Below are 17,590 nucleotides of genomic sequence, written 5' to 3'. Positions count from 1 at the left end.
CGATGACAGCGACGCAGCAGACGGGCCGCATCGACGTCGAGGCCCTCACCGCCATCGACGTCCACACCCACGCCGAGGTCTCCCGCACCGGCCATGGCGCGCTCAGCCCCGAGCTGTTCGCGGCGTCGGAGGCGTACTTCAAGGCCCACGGCCACCGGCAGCCGACCATCGACGAGATGGCCGCGCACTACCGGGAGCGGAAGATGGCCGCGGTGGTCTTCACCGTCGACGCCGAACACGCCACCGGACACCCCCGCATCTCCAACGAGGAGATCGCCGAAAGCTGCGCGGCCCACGCGGACGTACTCATCCCCTTCGCGAGCGTCGACCCCTTCAAGGGCCGGGCGGGCGTCCGCGAGGCCAGGCGGCTGGTGGAGGAGTACGGCGTACGGGGGTTCAAGTTCCACCCGAGCATCCAGGGGTTCTTCCCGGACGACCGGATGGCCTACCCGCTGTACGAGGTCATCGAGGAGACCGGCGCCATCGCGCTGTTCCACACCGGCCAGACCGGCATCGGCGCCTCGGTCCCGGGCGGTGGCGGGATACGGCTGAAGTACTCCAACCCGCTGCACGTCGACGACGTCGCCGCCGATTTCCCGGAGCTCAGGATCATCCTGGCGCACCCGTCGTTCCCCTGGCAGGACGAGGCCCTGGCCGTCGCCACGCACAAACCGGGCGTGCACATCGACCTGTCCGGCTGGTCGCCGAAGTACTTCCCGGAGTCCCTGGTCCGGTACGCCAACTCCCTGCTCCAGGACAAGGTCCTCTTCGGCTCCGACTATCCGGTCCTCACCCCCGACCGGTGGCTCGCCGACTTCGACGAGCTGCCGGTCAAGGACGCGGTGAAGCCGAAGATCCTCAAGGAGAACGCCGCCCGGCTGCTCGGCCTGACCTGAGAACGTCCCGACCCAAGGAGCGGCCCATGCGCAACGAGGGAGTGGGGTCCTGGCCCGCACGGAGGGCCCGCAAGACCCCGGACCGCCCGGCGCTCGTCCAGACCCGGACCCGGAGCACGGCCGGCGACACCACCTTCACCTACGCCCAGCTGCACGAGCGCACCACCCGCCTCGCCCACGCCCTGCGCGCGCAGGGCGTGCGCCGCGGCGACCGCGTCGCGTACCTCGGCCCCAACCACCACACCTTCCTGGAGACGCTGTTCGCGGCCGGCGTCCTCGGCGGCGTCTTCGTCCCGCTCAACACCCGGCTGGCAGCCGCCGAGATCGACTACCAGCTGCACGACAGCGGCGCCCGTGTCCTGGTGTACGCGCCCGGCCACCAGGATGTCGTCGACGGTTTGGCCACCGCCCGGCCGGACACCCTCCTGGCCGTCGGCCCGGAGTACGAATCCCGGCTCGCCGCGTCCTCGGCCGACCCCATCGACGAGACGGTAGCCGGCGACGACCTGTGCCTGATCATGTACACCTCCGGCACGACGGGCCGGCCCAAGGGGGCCATGCTCACCCACGCCAACCTCACCTGGAACGCCGTCAACGTCCTGATCGACCAGGACCTGTGCGCCGACGAGCGCGCCCTGGTGGCCGCGCCGCTCTTCCACGCGGCCGGGCTGAGCATGCTCACCCTGCCGGTGCTGCTCAAGGGCGGCAGCTGCGTCCTCGCCGACGGCTTCGATCCGGCCCGGGCGCTGGAGACCATCGCCCGGCACCGCATCACCTTCATGTTCGGCGTGCCGACGATGTTCGACCTCATGAGCCGGCAGCCCGGCTGGGAGGCCGCCGACCTGTCCTCCCTGCGCCTGCTGAACTGCGGCGGCGCACCCGTACCGGTCCCGCTCATCCGCGCGTACGAACGGCGCGGGCTGGTCTTCCAGCAGGGGTACGGCATGACGGAGGCCGGGCCCGGCGTGCTGTTCCTGGACGCCGAACACGCCGTCTCCAAGGCCGGATCGGCGGGCGTCCCGCACTTCTTCAGCGACGTGCGGGTGGTGCGGCCCGACCTGACCGAGGTGGACACCGGCGAGGTGGGGGAAGTCGTCGTACGCGGGCCCCATGTCAGCCCCGGCTACTGGGGACTGCCCGAGGAGACCGCCGCCACCTTCGCCGGAGGCTGGCTGCACAGCGGCGACGCCGCCCGCGTGGACGCCGACGGCCACGTCGCCATCGCCGACCGCATCAAGGACATGTACATCTCCGGCGGCGAGAACGTCTACCCCGCCGAGGTCGAGAGCGCCCTGCTGGCGCACCCCGACATCGCCGAGTGCGCCGTCGTCGGCGTACCCGACGGCCGGTGGGGCGAGGTGGGCCTCGCGGTGGTCGTCCCCCGGGACGGCGCCCGGATCGACCCCGAGCGGGTGCGGGCCTTCCTGGCGCCCTCCTTGGCCAAGTACAAGATCCCGAAGTCGGTGGTGGTCGTCCGCGAACTGCCCCGCAACGCCTCGGGAAAGCTCCTCAAACACCAGCTCCGTACGCGCTACGGAACCCGGAAGGACACACAGCGATGACCCTCACCGTCGACGGCCTGGACGCTCTCAAGGCCCTGGCCGGCAGCGACCTCGGCACCAGCGACTGGATCGACGTCACCCAGGACCGCGTCGACACCTTCGCCGACGCGACCGGCGACCACCAGTGGATCCACGTCGATCCCGAGCGCGCCAAGGAGGGCCCCTTCGGCGCCCCGATCGCCCACGGCTACCTCACGCTCTCCCTCTTCATCCCCCTGTTCACCGGCCTCCTGGACGTCCACGGCGTCACCACCAAGGTCAACTACGGTCTGAACAAGGTGCGTTTCCCGGCTCCCGTCACCGTCGGGTCCCGCGTCCGGCTCGCCGCCCGCCTCGCCGAGGTCGCCGACGTGCCCGGCGGGGTGCAGATCACCGTGGACGGCACGATCGAGATCGACGGCGGCGCCAAGCCGGCCGCCGTGCTGCAGAGCCTCTCCCGCTTCTACGCCTGACGGTCTGACGGTCTGACGGTCTTGCTACGCTGCGGTACGCGTCCCGTGGGGGAAGTCCGGTGAGAGTCCGGCGCTGACCCGCAACGGTAAGCGCGAGCGCCCCGGTTCCCGGTGGCGGTCGCGCAAGCCCGATCACCCGGGGGACGGCTTGGATTCCCGACCACTCGCCGTGGACTGCGAGAGGGGGATGCGCGCGGGCCCCGCCCCACACCGGCGGAGTGCGGGCCACTCCTCATACGCGTACGGACACGGCGCCCGACGCGTGAGGACCACCCTTGACCACGGTGACGACCGCCACCACGGCCGTGCAGGCGGCCGGCCCCGCTCCCCCGCGCCGGATTCCGCTGCTGCCCCTGACCGCCGCACTCGGTGCCGTCCTGCTGTTCTCCCTGGTGTGCGGGGTGGGACTGGGGGCGTCCGGCCTGACGTGGGGACAGGTGGGGCACTTCCTGCGGGCCGGGCTGACCGGTTCCGCGATCCGGCCCGACGAGGTCTCCGCGTACACCATCGTGTGGGAGATCCGGCTGCCGCGCACCGTGCTGGCGGCGGTCGTCGGGGCCGGGCTCGCGGTGACCGGCGTCGCCGTCCAGGCCATGGTGCGCAACGCGCTGGCCGACCCGTTCGTCCTGGGCATCTCCTCGGGCGCGGCGGTCGGCGCCAACGCCGTCATCCTGCTCGGGGCGCTGTCCGCGCTGGGCGTGTGGGCGCTGTCCGTCTCGGCGTTCGCCTCCGCGCTCGTCGCGATGGTGCTCGTCTACGCGGCGGCGCGCAGCGCGCACGGGCTGACGCCGCTGCGGCTGGTGCTGACCGGCTCCGCGATGAGCTACGGCTTCTCGGCGGTCACCACCCTGATGGTCTTCAACGCGGAACGCGGCGAGGCGGCCCGGTCGGTGATGATGTGGCTGCTGGGCAGCCTCGGCGGCGCGACCTGGGGCTCGCTGCCGTTCGCGGCCGCGGCCGTGTTCGGCGGCACCGCGTACCTCGCCGTGTCGGCGCGGCGGCTCGACGCGCTGGCCATGGGCGACGAGACGGCCGCCACGCTGGGCGTGAACCCGGGGCGGCTGCGCCGGGAGCTGTTCGTCGTCACGGCCGCCGTCACCGGCGCCGTGGTGGCCGTCAGCGGGGCCATCGGGTTCGTCGGCCTGATGGTGCCCCATGTCGTACGGATGGTGGTGGGCGCGGACCACCGGCGGGTGCTGACGGTGGCGCCCCTGGCGGGCGCGGTCCTGCTGGTCTGGGTGGACGTCCTCTCGCGCGTGCTGCTCGCCCCGGCCGAGCTGCCGTTGGGCGTGATCACCGCGGTGGTGGGCGTGCCGTGCTTCCTGCTGCTGATGCGCGGCCGTCGCGGCTACGCCTTCGGAGGCCGCTGATGCGTCTGGACATCGAGGACTTGTCGGTGGAGGTCGCGGGCGCCCGGCTCGTCCACGACATCACGCTCACCGCGGCCGAGGGCCAGGTCGTGGGCCTGGTCGGGCCGAACGGCAGCGGCAAGTCGACCCTGCTGCGCTGCGTGTACCGGGCGCTGCGCCCGGCGGCCGGGCGGGTCCTGCTGGCGGGTGACGACCTGCACGCCCTGGGCGCGCGGGAGGGTGCCCGGCGGCTGGCGGCGCTGCCGCAGGAGTCGTCGGCGGAGTTCGACTTCACGGTCGCGGAGGTCGTGGCGATGGGCAGGCTGCCGCACCGGCGGCGCGGCCCCGGCGGGCCTTCCGAGGCGCGCGCGGTCTGCGCGGACGCGCTCGCCCGGGTCGGCGCCGCGCACCTCGCGGAGCGCGGCTTCCTCTCCCTCTCCGGCGGCGAGCGGCAGCGCGTCCTCATCGCCCGGGCGCTCGCCCAGCAGCCGCGCGTCCTCGTGCTGGACGAGCCGACCAACCACCTCGACATCGCGCACCAGTTGGACGTCCTCACGCTGGTGCGGGAAGCCGGCCCGACGGTGCTGGCCGCGCTGCACGACCTGAACCTCGCGGCGCTCCACTGCGACCTGCTGTACGTGATCGCCCGGGGCCGCATCGTCGCCTCGGGCGCCCCGCACGACGTCCTCACGCCGCGGCTGCTGGCCGAGGTGTTCGGGGTCAGCGCCCACCGCGTACGGCATCCGCGGACCGGTGCCGTACAGCTCCTCTTCGACCGGCTCCACGACCAGCTCCACGACCAGGAACAGGAACTCCGCCCGTGACGCACTCCCGCCCGGCCGCCGCCATGGCCGCCGCCCTCGTCCTGCTCCTCACGCTCTCGGGGTGCGGAGCCGAGGTGTCGTCCTCCGCCTCGGGGGACGGCGGCCCGTCCTCCGCCGTCACCCTGGAGAACTGCGGGCGGAAGGTGACCTTCGCCAAGCGGCCCGAACGAGTGGTCACCAACGACGTCGGCATCACCGAGCTCATGTTCGCGCTCGGCCTGGAGGACCGCATGGCCGGTTTCGTGATGCCGGACGACAAGGGCGACGTGTCCGGTGTCCCGTGGAAGTCCGGCTACGACAAGGCGAAGTGGCTGTCGCGCAGCGAGATCACCAAGGAGCTCGTCCTCGACGCCCGCGCCGACATGGTCTTCGCGGGCTGGAACTACGGCTTCGGCGAGGACAAGGGCCTCACCCCGGACACCCTGCGCGACCTCGGCATCGACTCGTACGTCCTCACCGAGTCCTGCCGCAACGGCCGCGGCAAGGCCCGCGGGATCATGCCGCCTATGGAGGCGCTCTACACCGACCTGGCCAACCTCGGGAAGCTCTTCGGCGTCGAGGACCGGGCGGCGCGGCTGATCGCGGACTTCCGCGCCCAGGTCGCCGGCGTACGGGCCAAGGCCCCGCAGGGCGCCGCCCGGCCCACGGTGTTCCTCTACGACAGCGGCCAGGACAAGCCCTTCACCTCGGGGCGCTTCGCCGCGCCGCACGACATCGTCACGCTGGCCGGCGGCGACCACATCATGGGGGACCTCGAAGACTCCTGGACGGCGGTCGGCTGGGAGAGCGTCGTCGAGCGGAACCCCGACGTCATCGTCATCAACGACTACGGGGACACGAGCGCCGAGCAGAAGAAGGCGTTCCTGCTGTCCTACCCGCCGCTGGCGGGGGTGTCCGCGGTAAAGCACCGGCGCATCTTCACGCTCGACTACGCGGACCTGGTGGAAAGCCCCCGCAACCCCGCCGCCATCGCGGCACTCGCCGCCTACCTGCGGACGGTGCCGCCGCGAGGCTGAGCGCGCCCTCCCGAGCACACCCCCGGAGTACGCCCCGCAGTGCGCGGGCGCACCTCCTGGTCACTCCCGTGGGTAATGGCAGGCGTATTCAGGCCCCGGCAAGATCGCGAGCGCATCCCGCTTGCCGACTTCCGAGAGAAGGAGAACCGCTGTGCCATTGTCCGCTCAGTACGTCGCGCAAGAGCTCGAGGCCGCGAGCAAGGCCGGTGCCCCCGAGGCCGACGCGCTCGTGTCCGACCTGATCGACAAGAAGGAGATCGACGGGGTCAACGCCCTGTTCCGTACGATCGGCACGCTCAAGCACGGCCAGGGCCATGGTCCGTACCGCCCTCACCGACACGTACGCCGACATGGCCGGCCTCCCCAAGGGCGTCCTGGACCTCGCGGCCAAGCCGGCCGCCGCAGGCCACGGCCTGGTCGGCAAGGTGGGCGGCGGCCTGTTCGGCGGCAGCGCCGAGTAGGTGACCGGCGTCAACCCGTACAAGGACATCCTCGGCGTCGCGTCGAGCGCCTTCCGGGAGATGGAGCACTACGCCGTGACCCACGACCAAAACAACCAGCCCCAGATGCACCAGGAGCTGGACGACAACCGCTGAGCAGCACCGCGGGGCCGCTGCCGCCGTGACGCACCCGCAGCCGCGTTCCGTCGCCCTCTCCTGCCTTGGGGTTCGCTTACAACTCCTCCCCAGGGAGGGACACGTACGTCTCCCGCAGGACGTCCAGGAGCGGGTGCTCGACGGACATGGGGGCGTCGTCGACGGCCGACAGGGCGCGTACGCCGATGAAGGCGTTGGTGGCGAAGGCGGCCCGCGCGGCCTTGGCCTCCGCGAGGGTGATCGGGGCGACCCGGTGTGCGACGTGCTGCCGGAGCAGGGTCATGGTGACGCCGGGCAGCGCGGGGGCCTTCGGCCACACGACACCGTCGTCGGTGAGGAAGCCGACGTTCCAGGTGCCGCCCTCGGACACCTGGCCGTCGGCCCCGAAGAACAGGGCGTCGTCGAACCCCTGCCGGCGCGCCGCCCTGCGGGCGTACAGGGTGCCGAAGAGGCCGGTGTGCTTGACCTCGGGCAGGTCGCGCTCGTAGCGGACGCTCTTCGCGCGCAGCGGCGGCGGGGTCGCCGTGCCGGCCGGGCGCACGCTGACGAGCACGCGCGGGTGGTCGGCGTCCTCCGGGTGTGCCACGTCGACCGTGGGGTCGTAGACGGTGACGCGGACGACGCACGGGCCGTCCTGCCCGTCCAGGGCCTGCCGGACGTGGGCGCGGACGCGCCCGGTGTCCAGGTCCGCGCCGAACACGGCCGCGCAGTCGCGTACGAGGCGGTCCATGTGCAGGGACAGGCCTCGGGTGCGGCGGTCGGCGTCGACGCGCAGGGTCGTGAAGTGACCGAGGTTCGTCAGCGCGAGCGGCAGCAGGTCATCGGGGGTCACGGGCTGTCCGTCGAGTGTCGCCATGACGCCCAGCATGTCAGGGCGGCCGGAAAAGCCGGCCGCCGGCAAGGGGGTGGGCGTCTATGGTGGCGCGGTGATGACTCAGGTGATCGTCCTCAACGGCGGTTCCAGCTCGGGCAAGTCCGGCATCGTCCGGTGTCTGCAGGCGGTCCTGCCGGAGCCCTGGCTGGCTCTCGGGACGGACACGCTCGTCGACGCCATGCCGGCGTCCATGCAGACGTCGGACGGCGGGATCGAGTTCGGCCCGGGCGGGGAGGTGATCGTCGGCCCGGAGTTCCGGACGCTGGAGGCGGCGTGGATCGAGGGCGTCGCCGCGATGGCCCGTGCGGGTGCCCGCGTCATCGTCGACGAGGTCTTCCTCGGCGGCGCCTCCTCGCAGCAGCGCTGGCGAAAGGCCCTGGACGGACTGGGCGTGGTGTGGGTCGGCGTCCGGTGCGACGCCGCGGTGGCCGCGGGCCGGGAGGTCGCGCGGGGCGACCGGACCATCGGAATGGCGGCGTCCCAGGCGGACGTGGTCCACCAGGGCGTGACCTACGACCTGGAGGTGGACACCACGCACACGGAGGCGCTGGAGTGCGCGCGCGCCATCGCCGCGCGGGTCCAGGGACCGGCGGCCGGCGGCGGGCCGACAAGCGGTCGCGGCCGTTGAACCGGGACACCGGACCCGACGGACCCGCCCGAGAAACTCAGTGGAGGCAGAGGCAGAACGGATGGCCGGCCGGGTCGGCGTAGACCCGCCAGTTGGCGCCCGGGCGGACCTGGTCCGTCCGCTCCAGCACGGTCGCTCCGAGGGCGAGCGCCCGCTTCTCCTCCCCGTCGAGGTCGTCCACGTCGAAGTCCAGGTGCACCTGCTGCGGGCGCTCCTGGCCGGGCCACACGGGCGGTTGGTAGCCGTCCACCCGCTGGCAGGCCAGCGGTGTTCCCTCGAACCCGTGCACCTCGACCCAGTCGGGATCCTCCTCGTCCGCGACCACCCGGCCGCCGAGCAGCTCCGCGTAGAACGCGGCGAGTCGTACCGGGTCGGCGCAGTCCAGCGCGACCGCCTGCAGTTTTCGAATCACTTCCGACGCCCCTTGCTCCTGGGTCACTTCCGCAGCACCCCTGTACGGGAGGGGGCGTACCCGCTGTCGCGGCGGGCATGCGCGGCGGCGCACGAACCGACGTACGGTCACGTGGCGAGCGCCGCCAGCCGTTGTGAGACGTCCTCCCGGCGCGCCTTGACGTACGCGAACTGGCGTACCGGGGTGCAGCCCCGGGACAGCTTCACCGCGTCCGAGCCGGTGGAGTAGTGGATGTGCGTGAGGCCCTCGGCCATGGCCAGACGCAGCAGTTCGTAATAGACGAGGCCGAAGTACAGCGGCAGCCGCCCCCTCGCCGTGTAGTCGAAGCCGCCTTGGCGGGCGTACATCTGCCCGCCGTGGGTGAAGGTCAGCACGAAACCCGCCGTCTCACCGTCGAGGTGGGCGGTGGTGACCCGGGCCGCCGAGCCGGCGTGCGCGGCCACGCTGCGCAGCACCGCGAGGAAGGCCCCCGCGTCCGCGGGCGTGCCGTGCTTGGCGTACAGGGCGGTCTCCAGCGGGGCGATCCGCTCGATGAGTTCCTCGGTGAGCGGCTGGGTCCGGTAGGAGACGCCCGCCTCCGCCAGCACGCGGACCTCCTTGCGGATCTTCACCCGGTGCCGCGACGGGAACCGGGCGAGATACGTGCCGAAGTCCCCGTCGGCCGGCACCTCCAGCGAGTACGCCGTCTGCCCGGGCAGCACGGTGTACTCCCTGGATTCCAGCACCTGGCGCAGCAGGGCGTCGTCCTCGTCGACGTACAGGAACGAGACCGCCGCCAGGCCGGCCCGCCACGCCTCGTCCTCCGCCGTCGCGACGAGCCGGCGGACCAGCGCGTGCTGCCGCTCGGGGGGCAGGCCGGCGCGCACCCCGGCCTTGGTGTGGGAGGGGTTGCGGCCGCCGCAGGCCAGCGCGGGCATGAGCGCGCCGGCCCAGTCGGCGGCCTGTCCGGTCAGCCGCTCGTGGATCGAGGCGACCACCCGTCCGGGGCTGCAGAAGACGTACGGGGTGTCCGGCTCCAGCGGGTAGGCGGGCAGCGCCGCCACCGGCTCGCCGTCCTCCATGGCCGTGAAGTAGTACGGAGGGGTGGCCGCGGTCGCCTGGGCGTGCCGCAGCCACGGGGACGTCGTGTAGAAGCCCCGCGCCCCGAACAGCGCGTCCCAGCGCTCCGCGTCGACGTCCGCCAGGTCCCGGTGCACGGCCACGTCCTCCGCGGCCGTGCCGTCGGCAGGGGCGGCTGTCACCGCGCGTCCTCGTCGGCCGTGAAGACGGGGGTGAGCTGGCCGAGGGCGGACTCGGCGCGGCGTACCGCGTCTCCGGTGGTGTCGCCTGCGGCGACGACGTAGCCGAGCAGGTCCAGGTTGCTCTCCGCCGGGCGCACCCGGTCCCCGGGGTGGACCTCCAGGTCCACGTCCACCACGCCGGGGACGCGCCGCGCCAGGTCCACGCCGTCGACGCGGGCGAGGGTGCCGGCGCGGTGCGCGGCCAGGTAGCGGGAGGCGGCGGCGCGCTCGCGCGTGCGGGTGAGGTCGGCGGTCTGCCCGGCGTGCAGCCGGACGACTTCCCGCTGCAGGTAGACGCCCGTCGCCTCACGTATCAGCTGGGTGATCTCGGCTCCGGGCATGCGCCCGTTGACCTCCACGATCCGCGGGCCCTCGGCGGTCACCTTCACCTCGACATGGGCGGCCCCGAAGTCGTGGCCGACCGCTTCCAGGGCGCGCCGGGCCAGGTCGGCGCAGCTGCGGCGGACCGGTTCGGACAGCATGGAGGGGAAGGTGTCGCCCATCTCCACGAAGTGGGGGTGGGAGCCGAGTGCCTTGTCGGTGACGCCGAGGATGTGCCGCTCGCCGTCCACGAGGACCGACTCCACGCTGACCTCGAAGCCGACCAGGTACTCCTCGACCAGCACGCCGGGGCGGCGCGGCTGGCCCCGGAAGTCGGTGGGGCTCGCGGTCAGGTCGCGGTAGGCCGCGACCACTTCGTCGGGCGTGCGGCACAGGGTGACCCCGATGCTCGCGGACTCCGTCATGGGCTTGACCACGCACGGGTAGCCGAAGCGGTCGGCCGCGGCCAGCGCGTCGGCCTCGCCGGTCGCCTGGTGGTAGCCCGGCACCGCGACACCGGCCGCCCGGCACGCGTCGCGCATCAGCAGCTTGTCGCGGCAGGTGCGGGCGGCCTCGGGGGACAGCCCGGGCAGACCGAAGCGGGCGGCGACCTCGGCGACGATCGGGATGTTGTAGTCGGTGACGGTCATCACCCCGCTCAGCCGGCCCGCGGCGTGGAAGGGGGTGAGCGCCTCGACGACCGCGTCGACGGAGTTGGTGTCCGTGGTGACGACCTCGTCGAGGTGCTTGGCGTACACCTCCTCGGCCAGGCTGACCACGCGGTAGCGGTCCGGGTCGTTGCTCACCAGCACGGTGTGGAAGCCCAGTTCGTGGGCGGCCCGCAAGGGGGTCAGGCCGAAGTTCGACAACTGGCTCTCGACGACGGCGAGGACACCGGGTTCAGTGCTCATGGCTGTGACTTTCGGGATCGGGCGTCGCGGATCGGACGCGGTCTTCTTCACGGGCCGCGGCGACGGCCGCGGCGATCGGCCGCCGGGCGGCCAGGGTAAGCAGCAGAGCGGCGCAGGTGCACGCGGCGGGCAGGGCGAGGGCCGTGACGGGGCCGGCGGTGTCGGCGACCGCACCGGTGAGCGCGGAGCCGACCGCGCCGCCCACGGCGATGAAACTGCCCACGCCGGCGAACGCCTCCGTCATCCGGTGGCGCGCCGTCATGTCGCCGATCAGCTGGAACTCCTCGGCGCCGGCGGGGGCCATGGGCAGCCCGCTCAGCGCCAGCAGCCCGCCCAGCAGGACGAGCGTCCAGGCCTCGGGGAGGCCGGCGCGGTGGGCCAGGACGGCCGACGGCAGTACGGCCAGCGCGAGGGTCAGGATCACCAGGAGCCGTACGTACCGGCGGAAGGTGCTGCCGCCGTGGTTCCGGGCGCCGTAGAGCAGACCGCCCACGACACTGCCCGCGGACTGCAGGGCGACGAGGGAACCAGCCAGTTCGGGGGCGGATCCCTGAGCGCGCAGCGCCGCCGTGACGGCCACCGCGAGGGCGCTGGACAGGGCGGCGGTGAGGGCGATCGCGGCGAGCACCGACAGCGCGGCGGCACCGCGCCGGGTGTCCCGGCCCGCCGCGCCGCCGGGCTCGGCCACGCGGCGCGGCATCGGCGCGCGGCGGCGCACGATGCCCGCCTGCCCGTAACCCACCGCTCCCGCTCCCAGCAGCACGGCGGTGGCCAGCAGCGCGGAGCGGGCCCCGAGGAGCCAGCCGAGCGCGCTGACCGCCGACGGCCCGAGCACGAACAGCAGTTCACTCAGGGTCGACTCGAACGCGTAGGCCCGCTTGCGCAGTTCCTCGTCCTCGGTGAGGTCCTGCCACATCGCCCGCGCCGACGCGCCCACCGGGGCGGTGGCCAGGCCCGCGCAGCAGGCGGCCGCGAACAGGACGCCGGTGGGCGCGCGGGACGCCCCGAGCGCGGCGGCGGCCAGCAGCCCGCCGGCCACCGGGCCGGTGATCCTCAGCACGGACGCGGGCCCGCGCCGGTCCATCAGCCGGCCGATGAGCGGTCCGCCCACGGCGTTGCCCAGGGCGTACACCGCCCCGGCGCCGCCCGCCACCGCCACCGGCCGGTCCGACTGGACCAGGGCCAGCAGCAGGGCGAGCGGCACCATGGTGCCGGCCAGGCGCGCGAGCGCGGCGGGCACCGCCGCCGCACTCGCGCCGGGGAGCCTCAGCAGCTCGGCGTAGCTCCTGAGCATCACGGCGACTCGGACGGTTGGGCGCCCGGGTCGGCCAGCCGGAACACGTCCGCTCCCGTCTCGGCACGCCAGACCAGTTCCTCCCGGTCCCCGTCGACCGCGACGACGGCGGCCCGGGTCCGGATGAAGTTGTTGCTCCGGCCGAGCGAGTAGGCGCCCGTGTCGTGCAGACACAGCAGGTCGCCGACCCGCATGTCCTCGGGCAGTTCGACGGAGGCGGCGTGGATGTCGTTCTCGTAGCACAGCGGTCCGGCCACCGACCACGCGGCGGACGCCGGCGCGTAGGAACGGCCGAGCGGCACCAGGCGGTGCACCTCGCCACTGCCCGTCCAGGGAGCGACGTTGTTGCCGCCGTCCAGGATCAGCCAGCGGGCGTCGGGGAGTTCCTTGCGCGACATGACCCGGGTGACCAGCGCCATCGCGTCGGAGACCAGCCAGCGCCCCGGCTCGCAGGCCAGGGCGACGTCGGCGAGCCCCAGCTCCCGCAGCCGCTTGTCCACGCCGGTCAGCAGCCCGGCGACGTCCATCACCGGCTCCTCGTCCGGCAGCGGCGTGCCGCCCTGCATCCCCCACAGCGCCGTAAGCGGGCCGGTGCGGGGGCGGCGGATGCCCGGGACGCCGAAGCCGCCGCCGATGTTGACCTCGCGCAGTCCGAAGGTGCGGTGCAGCGCCGCGGCTTCCCGCAGGATCGGCTCCAGCGCGGCCGCCATCAGGTCCTGGTGCACGATCTGGCTGCTGAGGTGGGCGTGCACGGCTGTCAGCGACAGGTGCGGGCAGGCCGCGATGCGCTCGACGAGACCGGCGAGCTGCGCGGAGCCGGCCGGCCAGCCGAAGCGGTTGCGCCGGGCGGCCCGTTCGGCCAGCGTCCGGTACGACGGGTCCGACGACGTCGACAGCGGCAGGCCCGGGGAGATCCGGATGCCGACCTCGATCGTCCGCCCGGCGGCCGCGGCCAGCCGTTCCAGCGCCTGGATCTCCTGCTCGCCGTCGATGTTGACCCGCACACCGTGCCGCACGGCGGCGGCCAGCTCCTCCTCGGTCTTCACCGGGCCGTTGAACACGGTGGCCTCGGGCCGGAACCCGGCGGCCAGCGCGGCGTCCAGCTCGTATCCGGAGACCACGTCGGCACCCATGCCGTGACCGGCGAGCCGCCGGCACAGATAGGGCAGGTAGTTGGTCTTCACCGAGTAGTAGACCCGCGTGGGCCTGCTCAACGAGTCCAGCGCCGCGAGGAGTTCGCGGGCCGCGCGGTCGAGGCGCCCGGCGTCCAGCACCTGCACCGGGGTGCCGTGCCGGCCCGCGATGTCGACCAGACGGTCGTAGTCCCACTCCGCGGCGGCCCGGGTGTCCTGTGCGGTCTGTGCGGTACGGGTCACGACGCGGCCTCCGCCCCGGCCGCGGCGTACCGCGACGTCCCCGTCAGGAGCCGGAACCCGGCGTCGATGCGGTCCCGCTCCAGCAGGTCGGCGTAACGGCGGTGCCATGCGCCGGACTCCAGGTCGGCGCGCAGGCGTGCCACGCCACGCTCGACGGCCGCCGGGTCGGTCAGCGCGAACGCCGAGCAGGCGCGGCGGACGGCCGGCTCGAGGTAGGCCTCCGGCCGGCGCCAGAAGGCGGTCATGAAACCGTCGGTGAAGTCGTGCCAGATGGGCAGTTCGGTGATCTCGCAGGGACCGAGCAGCGAGGTGAGCCGCTCCAGCGACGGGACCCGGGAGCGCTCGGCGTCGGCGATCTCCGGTACGTAGTCCCGGGTGAACCAGTAGTCGGCCTGGACGTCCATGTCGTAGGTGACGACGGCGAACCGGCCGGCCACGCGTAGGAGTTCACGGATCCCGGCGTCCAGGTCCGACCAGTGGTGGACGGTCAGGACGGCCATGGCCGCGTCGAAGGCCCCGTCGTCGAAGGGCAGGCTTTCGGCGCGGCCCACGATGCAGGGGGCGCTGCCCGCGGCCCGCTGGGCGCGCATTTCCCGGGAGGGCTCGACAGCGATCAGCTGGAGGCCTTCCGGCTCGTACGCGCCTGAACCGGCTCCCAGGTTCAGGACCGTCCGTGCGTCTCCCAGGGACTCGCGGATCAGCGCGGCCCAGCGCGGGTCGGGGCGGCGGACGGCGGAGTAGCCGACGCCGATGCGGTCATAAACGGCGGCCGTGCCCGCGTCGGTGGCGGGCGGGGTGTCGAGAACGGTGTGGGGCACGGGACTCACGCCTCACTGTTGCTCGCGAGGACCTCGGCCTCGTACTCCTCGCCGTAGCGCCGGTGCTCCCACGGGTTGACCGCGACGAGCCACACGTCGCGGTGGCCGCCCTCCTCGCTGAGGTGCTGGATGTCGGTGACGTGGTGGAACATCAGCCGGTCGTCGAAGCAGATCGCCTGACCGTCCTGGAGGGTGGTGGTGAAGAAGGGCTCACCGCCGCCGAGCGGCATCAACTGCGTTTCGCCGCCGGATATGTTGTGCCGCCGGGTCACGGCGACGATGCCGTAGTGGTGGCCGTCGCGGTGCGGGCCCTCGGGGGCCGCCACGCCCTCCACGTCGGGGGTGGACACGACGCGGCACTGGTGCACGTTCAGCTGCCAGTCGGTGTCCTTGTCCAGCCCCAGAGCCTCGGCACCGGCCGCGATCAGCGGGGTGGGGTCCACCGTCAGCGGCTCCAGGGTGCGCAGTTGGCCGCCGACCAGGTCGTTGTACTGGCGTGGCTGGGCGAAGTGGCGGTGCGGCAGGAGTTCGAGCTTCCACTCGCCGTCGTGGACGAGCCGGAACTGCGAGAAGCGGCGGTAGCGCTGCTTGGATCCTGTGTACGGGTCGAGCGGGAGGTTCTCGAACTGGGAAAGGGTGTACTCGTCCAGTTCGGGTGTATCGATGATCGTGAAGCCCTGTGCGTTCAAGGTCATGCCTGACTCCCTCCTCTGCGCTCCGGGAGGCCCTGACAGAGCTCTCCCGAGCTGCACGGATCAGTGACGCGAAGGACGCTAGTCAGGTGCTACGGAAAGGTAAATGATCTTGCTGGTCGAGTGTCTCCATGCCATCTTCGACAAAATGGCGGGTTGACCCGGGATGACGACTGTGAGAACAGCAGATGAACTCAACGGGCCTGCTGCGCAGGCTTTCTGATGACACGTCGGATACGGGGCCAAGCCAACGAGCGTGGGGACGGCAACCGCATCACGGCTGCCGCCTACACCTCGGCGCTCACGACGCTGCGGGCGTTCCACCACCGTGCTGCGGCTTGCGCAGCTGCTCGGCGAACGCCTCGTACGCCCGCTCGTCGAAGAGGACGAACGTGACCTCTTCGACGGCGGTCTCCGCGTTCCGCACCGCGTCCAGAGCGATGCGGGCGGCGTCGTCCATGGGCCAGCGGTAGACGCCGGTCGAGATGGCGGGGAACGCGACGGTCCGCGCGCCCAGTTCGTCGGCGACGCGGAGGGACTCGCGGTAGCAGGAGGCCAGCAGATGCGAGCGGTCCTCCTCCGCCGAGTACACCGGGCCCACCGTGTGGATCACCCAGCGGGCGTGCAGGCGGCCGGCGGTGGTGGCGACGGCGCGGCCGGTGGGGAGGCCGCGGCCGTAGTGGGAGGCGCGGAGGCGGCGGCACTCCTCCAGGATCTGCGGGCCCCCCTTGCGGTGGATCGCGCCGTCGACGCCGCCGCCGCCGAGGAGGGAGGAGTTGGCGGCGTTGACCAGGGCGTCGGCGTGCTGCTCGGTGAGGTCTCCGCGGGCCAGGGTGATCCTCACCGTCGCGCCTTTCGCAGGTGGCGCCAGACCGCCTTCGCGGCGTTGTGGCCCGACATGCCGTGGACGCCCGGGCCGGGCGGGGTCGCGGACGAGCAGAGGAACACCGCGGGGTGCGGCGTGCTGTACGGGAAGAGGGAAAGGCGCGGGCGCAGCAGGAGCTGGAGGCCGCTGGCGGCGCCGCAGGCGATGTCGCCTCCGACGTAGTTGGCGTTGCGGGCGGCCAGTTCGGGCGGGCCGGCGGTGGCGCGGGCGAGGACGAGGTCGCGGAAGCCGGGGGCGAAGCGCTCGATCTGGCGCTCGACGGCATCGGTGAGGTCGCCGCGCCAGGCGTGCGGGACATGGCCGTACGCCCAGAAGACGTGCTTGCCCTCGGGTGCGCGGGAGGGGTCGACGAGGGTGGGCTGGGCGGTGATCAGGAACGGCGTGCGGGGCGCCGTGCCGCCGGAGGCCTGGGTGAGCGCGGTGCCGATCTCGCGGCTGCTCGGGCCGACTTGGACGGTGCCGGCGCGGCGGGGCGCCTCCGCGGTCCAGGGGACGGGGCCGTCCAGCGCGTAGTCGATCTTGAAGACGGAGGCGCCGTACCGGTAGTGGTCGTAGAACCGGCCGAAGCCGGCGATGCGTGCCAGGGCGGTCGGGGAGGTGTCGAAGACGTACGCGCGGGCGGGGGGCAGGTCGTCGAGGCGCTTGACCTCGTAACCGGTGTGGACCGTGCCGCCGAGGTCCTGTACGTACGCGGCCAGGGCGTCGGAGATGGACTGGGAGCCGCCGCGTGGGAGGGGCCAGCCGCCCGCGTGCGCGGCGAGCGCGAAGACGAGACCGATCGCGCCGGTGGCGAGGCCGTTCAGCGGGGCGATGACATGGGCGACGAGCCCGGCGAACAGCGCGCGGGCCCGGTCGTCGCGGAAGCGGCGCATCAGCCAGGTGGACGGCGGCAGGCCGTCGATGCCGAACCGGGCCAGCGTGACGGGGTCACGCGGCAGCGCGGTGAGCGGCAGGGACATGAAGTCGCGGGCGAGGGTGTCCCACTTGCCGAGGTACGGCGCGACGAGCCGCCGGTACGTGCCCGCGTCCCGCGGCCCGAACGAGGCCGCCGTCTCCGCGACGGAACGGGACAGCACGGCCGCCGTCCCGTCGTCGAAGGGGTGCGCCATGGGCAGCTCGGGGTGCAGCCACTCCAGCCCGTACCGGTCGAGCGGCAAGGCCTTGAACGCCGGTGAGCCGACGCCCAGCGGGTGTACGGCGGAGCAGGGGTCGTGCCGGAAGCCGGGCAGCGTGAGCTCCTCGGTCCTGGCACCGCCGCCCACGGTGTCGAGGGCCTCGAACACGGCCACGGAGAACCCGCGCCGGGCCAGCTCGGCGGCGGCGGTCAGCCCGTTGGGCCCCGCCCCCACGACGACGGCATCCAGCATCGACGGCACCTTTCGGACTCCTTCGTCAGCCGATGG

Annotated in this window: 19 protein-coding genes and 1 riboswitch; of the genes, 9 read left to right on the top strand and 10 right to left on the bottom strand. The window is 73.1% G+C overall.

Annotated elements, in window-relative coordinates:
• Positions 1-2 precede the first annotated feature (2 nt).
• From ABZX67_RS02605 to ABZX67_RS02570, 8 genes are all read left to right on the top strand, one after another.
• Positions 3-896: an amidohydrolase family protein gene (locus ABZX67_RS02605; RefSeq protein ID WP_355353276.1), complete on the top strand. Its 894-nt coding sequence runs from the start codon at positions 3-5 to the stop codon at positions 894-896.
• A gap of 26 nt (positions 897-922) precedes the next feature.
• A complete protein-coding gene (locus tag ABZX67_RS02600) occupies positions 923-2,458 on the top strand; it encodes a long-chain fatty acid--CoA ligase (protein WP_355353273.1) in 1,536 nt (511 codons plus the stop codon).
• A complete protein-coding gene (locus tag ABZX67_RS02595) occupies positions 2,455-2,910 on the top strand; it encodes a MaoC family dehydratase (RefSeq protein ID WP_355353270.1) in 456 nt (151 codons plus the stop codon). The genes ABZX67_RS02600 and ABZX67_RS02595 overlap by 4 nt, the downstream gene beginning before the upstream one ends.
• Before the next feature lie 48 nt (positions 2,911-2,958).
• Positions 2,959-3,048: riboswitch (cobalamin riboswitch) on the top strand.
• Positions 3,049-3,248: 200 nt separating this feature from the next.
• Positions 3,249-4,280 (top strand): iron ABC transporter permease, encoded by a 1,032-nt coding sequence (locus ABZX67_RS02590; protein WP_355353473.1) that lies wholly within the window; start codon positions 3,249-3,251, stop codon positions 4,278-4,280.
• Complete coding sequence (locus ABZX67_RS02585; RefSeq protein ID WP_355353267.1) at positions 4,280-5,083, top strand: ABC transporter ATP-binding protein; 804 nt, start codon at positions 4,280-4,282, stop codon at positions 5,081-5,083. Before ABZX67_RS02590 ends, ABZX67_RS02585 begins: the two co-directional genes overlap by 1 nt.
• A 23-nt stretch (positions 5,084-5,106) precedes the next feature.
• Positions 5,107-6,099, top strand: coding sequence for an ABC transporter substrate-binding protein (locus ABZX67_RS02580; RefSeq protein WP_355353470.1), 993 nt, complete (start codon positions 5,107-5,109; stop codon positions 6,097-6,099).
• A gap of 314 nt (positions 6,100-6,413) precedes the next feature.
• Positions 6,414-6,560: a hypothetical protein gene (locus ABZX67_RS02575; protein ID WP_355353264.1), complete on the top strand. Its 147-nt coding sequence runs from the start codon at positions 6,414-6,416 to the stop codon at positions 6,558-6,560.
• On the top strand, positions 6,561-6,695 hold the full coding sequence (locus ABZX67_RS02570; RefSeq protein WP_355353261.1) for a hypothetical protein: 135 nt from the start codon (positions 6,561-6,563) through the stop codon (positions 6,693-6,695).
• Between the two features lie 76 nt (positions 6,696-6,771).
• Here ABZX67_RS02570 and ABZX67_RS02565 read toward each other — a convergent pair whose 3' ends face one another.
• Positions 6,772-7,551 (bottom strand): aminotransferase class IV, encoded by a 780-nt coding sequence (locus ABZX67_RS02565; RefSeq protein WP_355353258.1) that lies wholly within the window; start codon positions 7,549-7,551, stop codon positions 6,772-6,774.
• A gap of 73 nt (positions 7,552-7,624) precedes the next feature.
• On the opposite strand from ABZX67_RS02565, the gene cpt reads away from it, so the two are divergent.
• A complete protein-coding gene (cpt, locus tag ABZX67_RS02560; protein ID WP_355353255.1) occupies positions 7,625-8,197 on the top strand; it encodes a chloramphenicol phosphotransferase CPT in 573 nt (190 codons plus the stop codon).
• A gap of 37 nt (positions 8,198-8,234) precedes the next feature.
• On the opposite strand, the gene ABZX67_RS02555 is transcribed toward cpt, so the two are convergent.
• The 9 genes from ABZX67_RS02555 to ABZX67_RS02515 all read right to left on the bottom strand — a co-directional run bounded on the left by ABZX67_RS02555 (position 8,235) and on the right by ABZX67_RS02515 (position 17,563).
• Positions 8,235-8,609, bottom strand: a complete 375-nt coding sequence (locus tag ABZX67_RS02555; RefSeq protein WP_355353252.1) for a VOC family protein — start codon at positions 8,607-8,609, stop codon at positions 8,235-8,237.
• 107 nt (positions 8,610-8,716) lie between these two features.
• Positions 8,717-9,850 (bottom strand): GNAT family N-acetyltransferase, encoded by a 1,134-nt coding sequence (locus ABZX67_RS02550; RefSeq protein ID WP_355353249.1) that lies wholly within the window; start codon positions 9,848-9,850, stop codon positions 8,717-8,719.
• Positions 9,847-11,121 (bottom strand): ATP-grasp domain-containing protein, encoded by a 1,275-nt coding sequence (locus tag ABZX67_RS02545; RefSeq protein ID WP_355353246.1) that lies wholly within the window; start codon positions 11,119-11,121, stop codon positions 9,847-9,849. The genes ABZX67_RS02550 and ABZX67_RS02545 overlap by 4 nt, the downstream gene beginning before the upstream one ends.
• Complete coding sequence (locus ABZX67_RS02540) at positions 11,111-12,415, bottom strand: MFS transporter (protein ID WP_355353467.1); 1,305 nt, start codon at positions 12,413-12,415, stop codon at positions 11,111-11,113. The genes ABZX67_RS02545 and ABZX67_RS02540 overlap by 11 nt, the downstream gene beginning before the upstream one ends.
• Entirely contained in the window at positions 12,415-13,791 is a 1,377-nt protein-coding gene (locus tag ABZX67_RS02535) for an alanine racemase (protein WP_355353243.1), read from the bottom strand. Before ABZX67_RS02535 ends, ABZX67_RS02540 begins: the two co-directional genes overlap by 1 nt.
• Positions 13,788-14,609 carry a class I SAM-dependent methyltransferase gene (locus ABZX67_RS02530; protein ID WP_355353240.1) on the bottom strand — a complete coding sequence of 274 codons (822 nt, stop codon included), beginning with the start codon at positions 14,607-14,609 and terminating at the stop codon, positions 13,788-13,790. The genes ABZX67_RS02535 and ABZX67_RS02530 overlap by 4 nt, the downstream gene beginning before the upstream one ends.
• Positions 14,610-14,614: 5 nt before the next feature.
• Positions 14,615-15,304 carry a 2OG-Fe dioxygenase family protein gene (locus ABZX67_RS02525; RefSeq protein ID WP_355353237.1) on the bottom strand — a complete coding sequence of 230 codons (690 nt, stop codon included), beginning with the start codon at positions 15,302-15,304 and terminating at the stop codon, positions 14,615-14,617.
• A gap of 298 nt (positions 15,305-15,602) precedes the next feature.
• On the bottom strand, positions 15,603-16,145 hold the full coding sequence (locus ABZX67_RS02520) for an O-acetyl-ADP-ribose deacetylase (protein WP_355353234.1): 543 nt from the start codon (positions 16,143-16,145) through the stop codon (positions 15,603-15,605).
• On the bottom strand, positions 16,142-17,563 hold the full coding sequence (locus ABZX67_RS02515; protein ID WP_355353231.1) for an NAD(P)/FAD-dependent oxidoreductase: 1,422 nt from the start codon (positions 17,561-17,563) through the stop codon (positions 16,142-16,144). The genes ABZX67_RS02520 and ABZX67_RS02515 overlap by 4 nt, the downstream gene beginning before the upstream one ends.
• Positions 17,564-17,590: the final 27 nt, after the last annotated feature.

Origin of the sequence: Streptomyces sp. NPDC003036, assembly GCF_040611175.1 — a bacterium.
Lineage (GTDB): Bacteria > Actinomycetota > Actinomycetes > Streptomycetales > Streptomycetaceae > Streptomyces.
This window is presented reverse-complemented; position numbering and strand designations above follow the sequence as displayed.

Bases quoted from the DNA above. Each gene is read 5' to 3' on its own strand.
- ABZX67_RS02595 (WP_355353270.1), top strand. From the start codon at position 2,455: ATGACCCTCACCGTCGACGGCCTGGACGCTCTCAAGGCCCTGGCCGGC.
- ABZX67_RS02545 (WP_355353246.1), bottom strand. From the start codon at position 11,121: ATGAGCACTGAACCCGGTGTCCTCGCCGTCGTCGAGAGCCAGTTGTCG.
- ABZX67_RS02585 (WP_355353267.1), top strand. From the start codon at position 4,280: ATGCGTCTGGACATCGAGGACTTGTCGGTGGAGGTCGCGGGCGCCCGG.
- cpt (WP_355353255.1), top strand. From the start codon at position 7,625: ATGACTCAGGTGATCGTCCTCAACGGCGGTTCCAGCTCGGGCAAGTCC.
- ABZX67_RS02540 (WP_355353467.1), bottom strand. From the start codon at position 12,415: ATGCTCAGGAGCTACGCCGAGCTGCTGAGGCTCCCCGGCGCGAGTGCG.
- ABZX67_RS02580 (WP_355353470.1), top strand. From the start codon at position 5,107: ATGGCCGCCGCCCTCGTCCTGCTCCTCACGCTCTCGGGGTGCGGAGCC.
- ABZX67_RS02575 (WP_355353264.1), top strand. From the start codon at position 6,414: ATGGTCCGTACCGCCCTCACCGACACGTACGCCGACATGGCCGGCCTC.
- ABZX67_RS02565 (WP_355353258.1), bottom strand. From the start codon at position 7,551: ATGGCGACACTCGACGGACAGCCCGTGACCCCCGATGACCTGCTGCCG.
- ABZX67_RS02600 (WP_355353273.1), top strand. From the start codon at position 923: ATGCGCAACGAGGGAGTGGGGTCCTGGCCCGCACGGAGGGCCCGCAAG.
- ABZX67_RS02525 (WP_355353237.1), bottom strand. From the start codon at position 15,304: ATGACCTTGAACGCACAGGGCTTCACGATCATCGATACACCCGAACTG.
- ABZX67_RS02605 (WP_355353276.1), top strand. From the start codon at position 3: ATGACAGCGACGCAGCAGACGGGCCGCATCGACGTCGAGGCCCTCACC.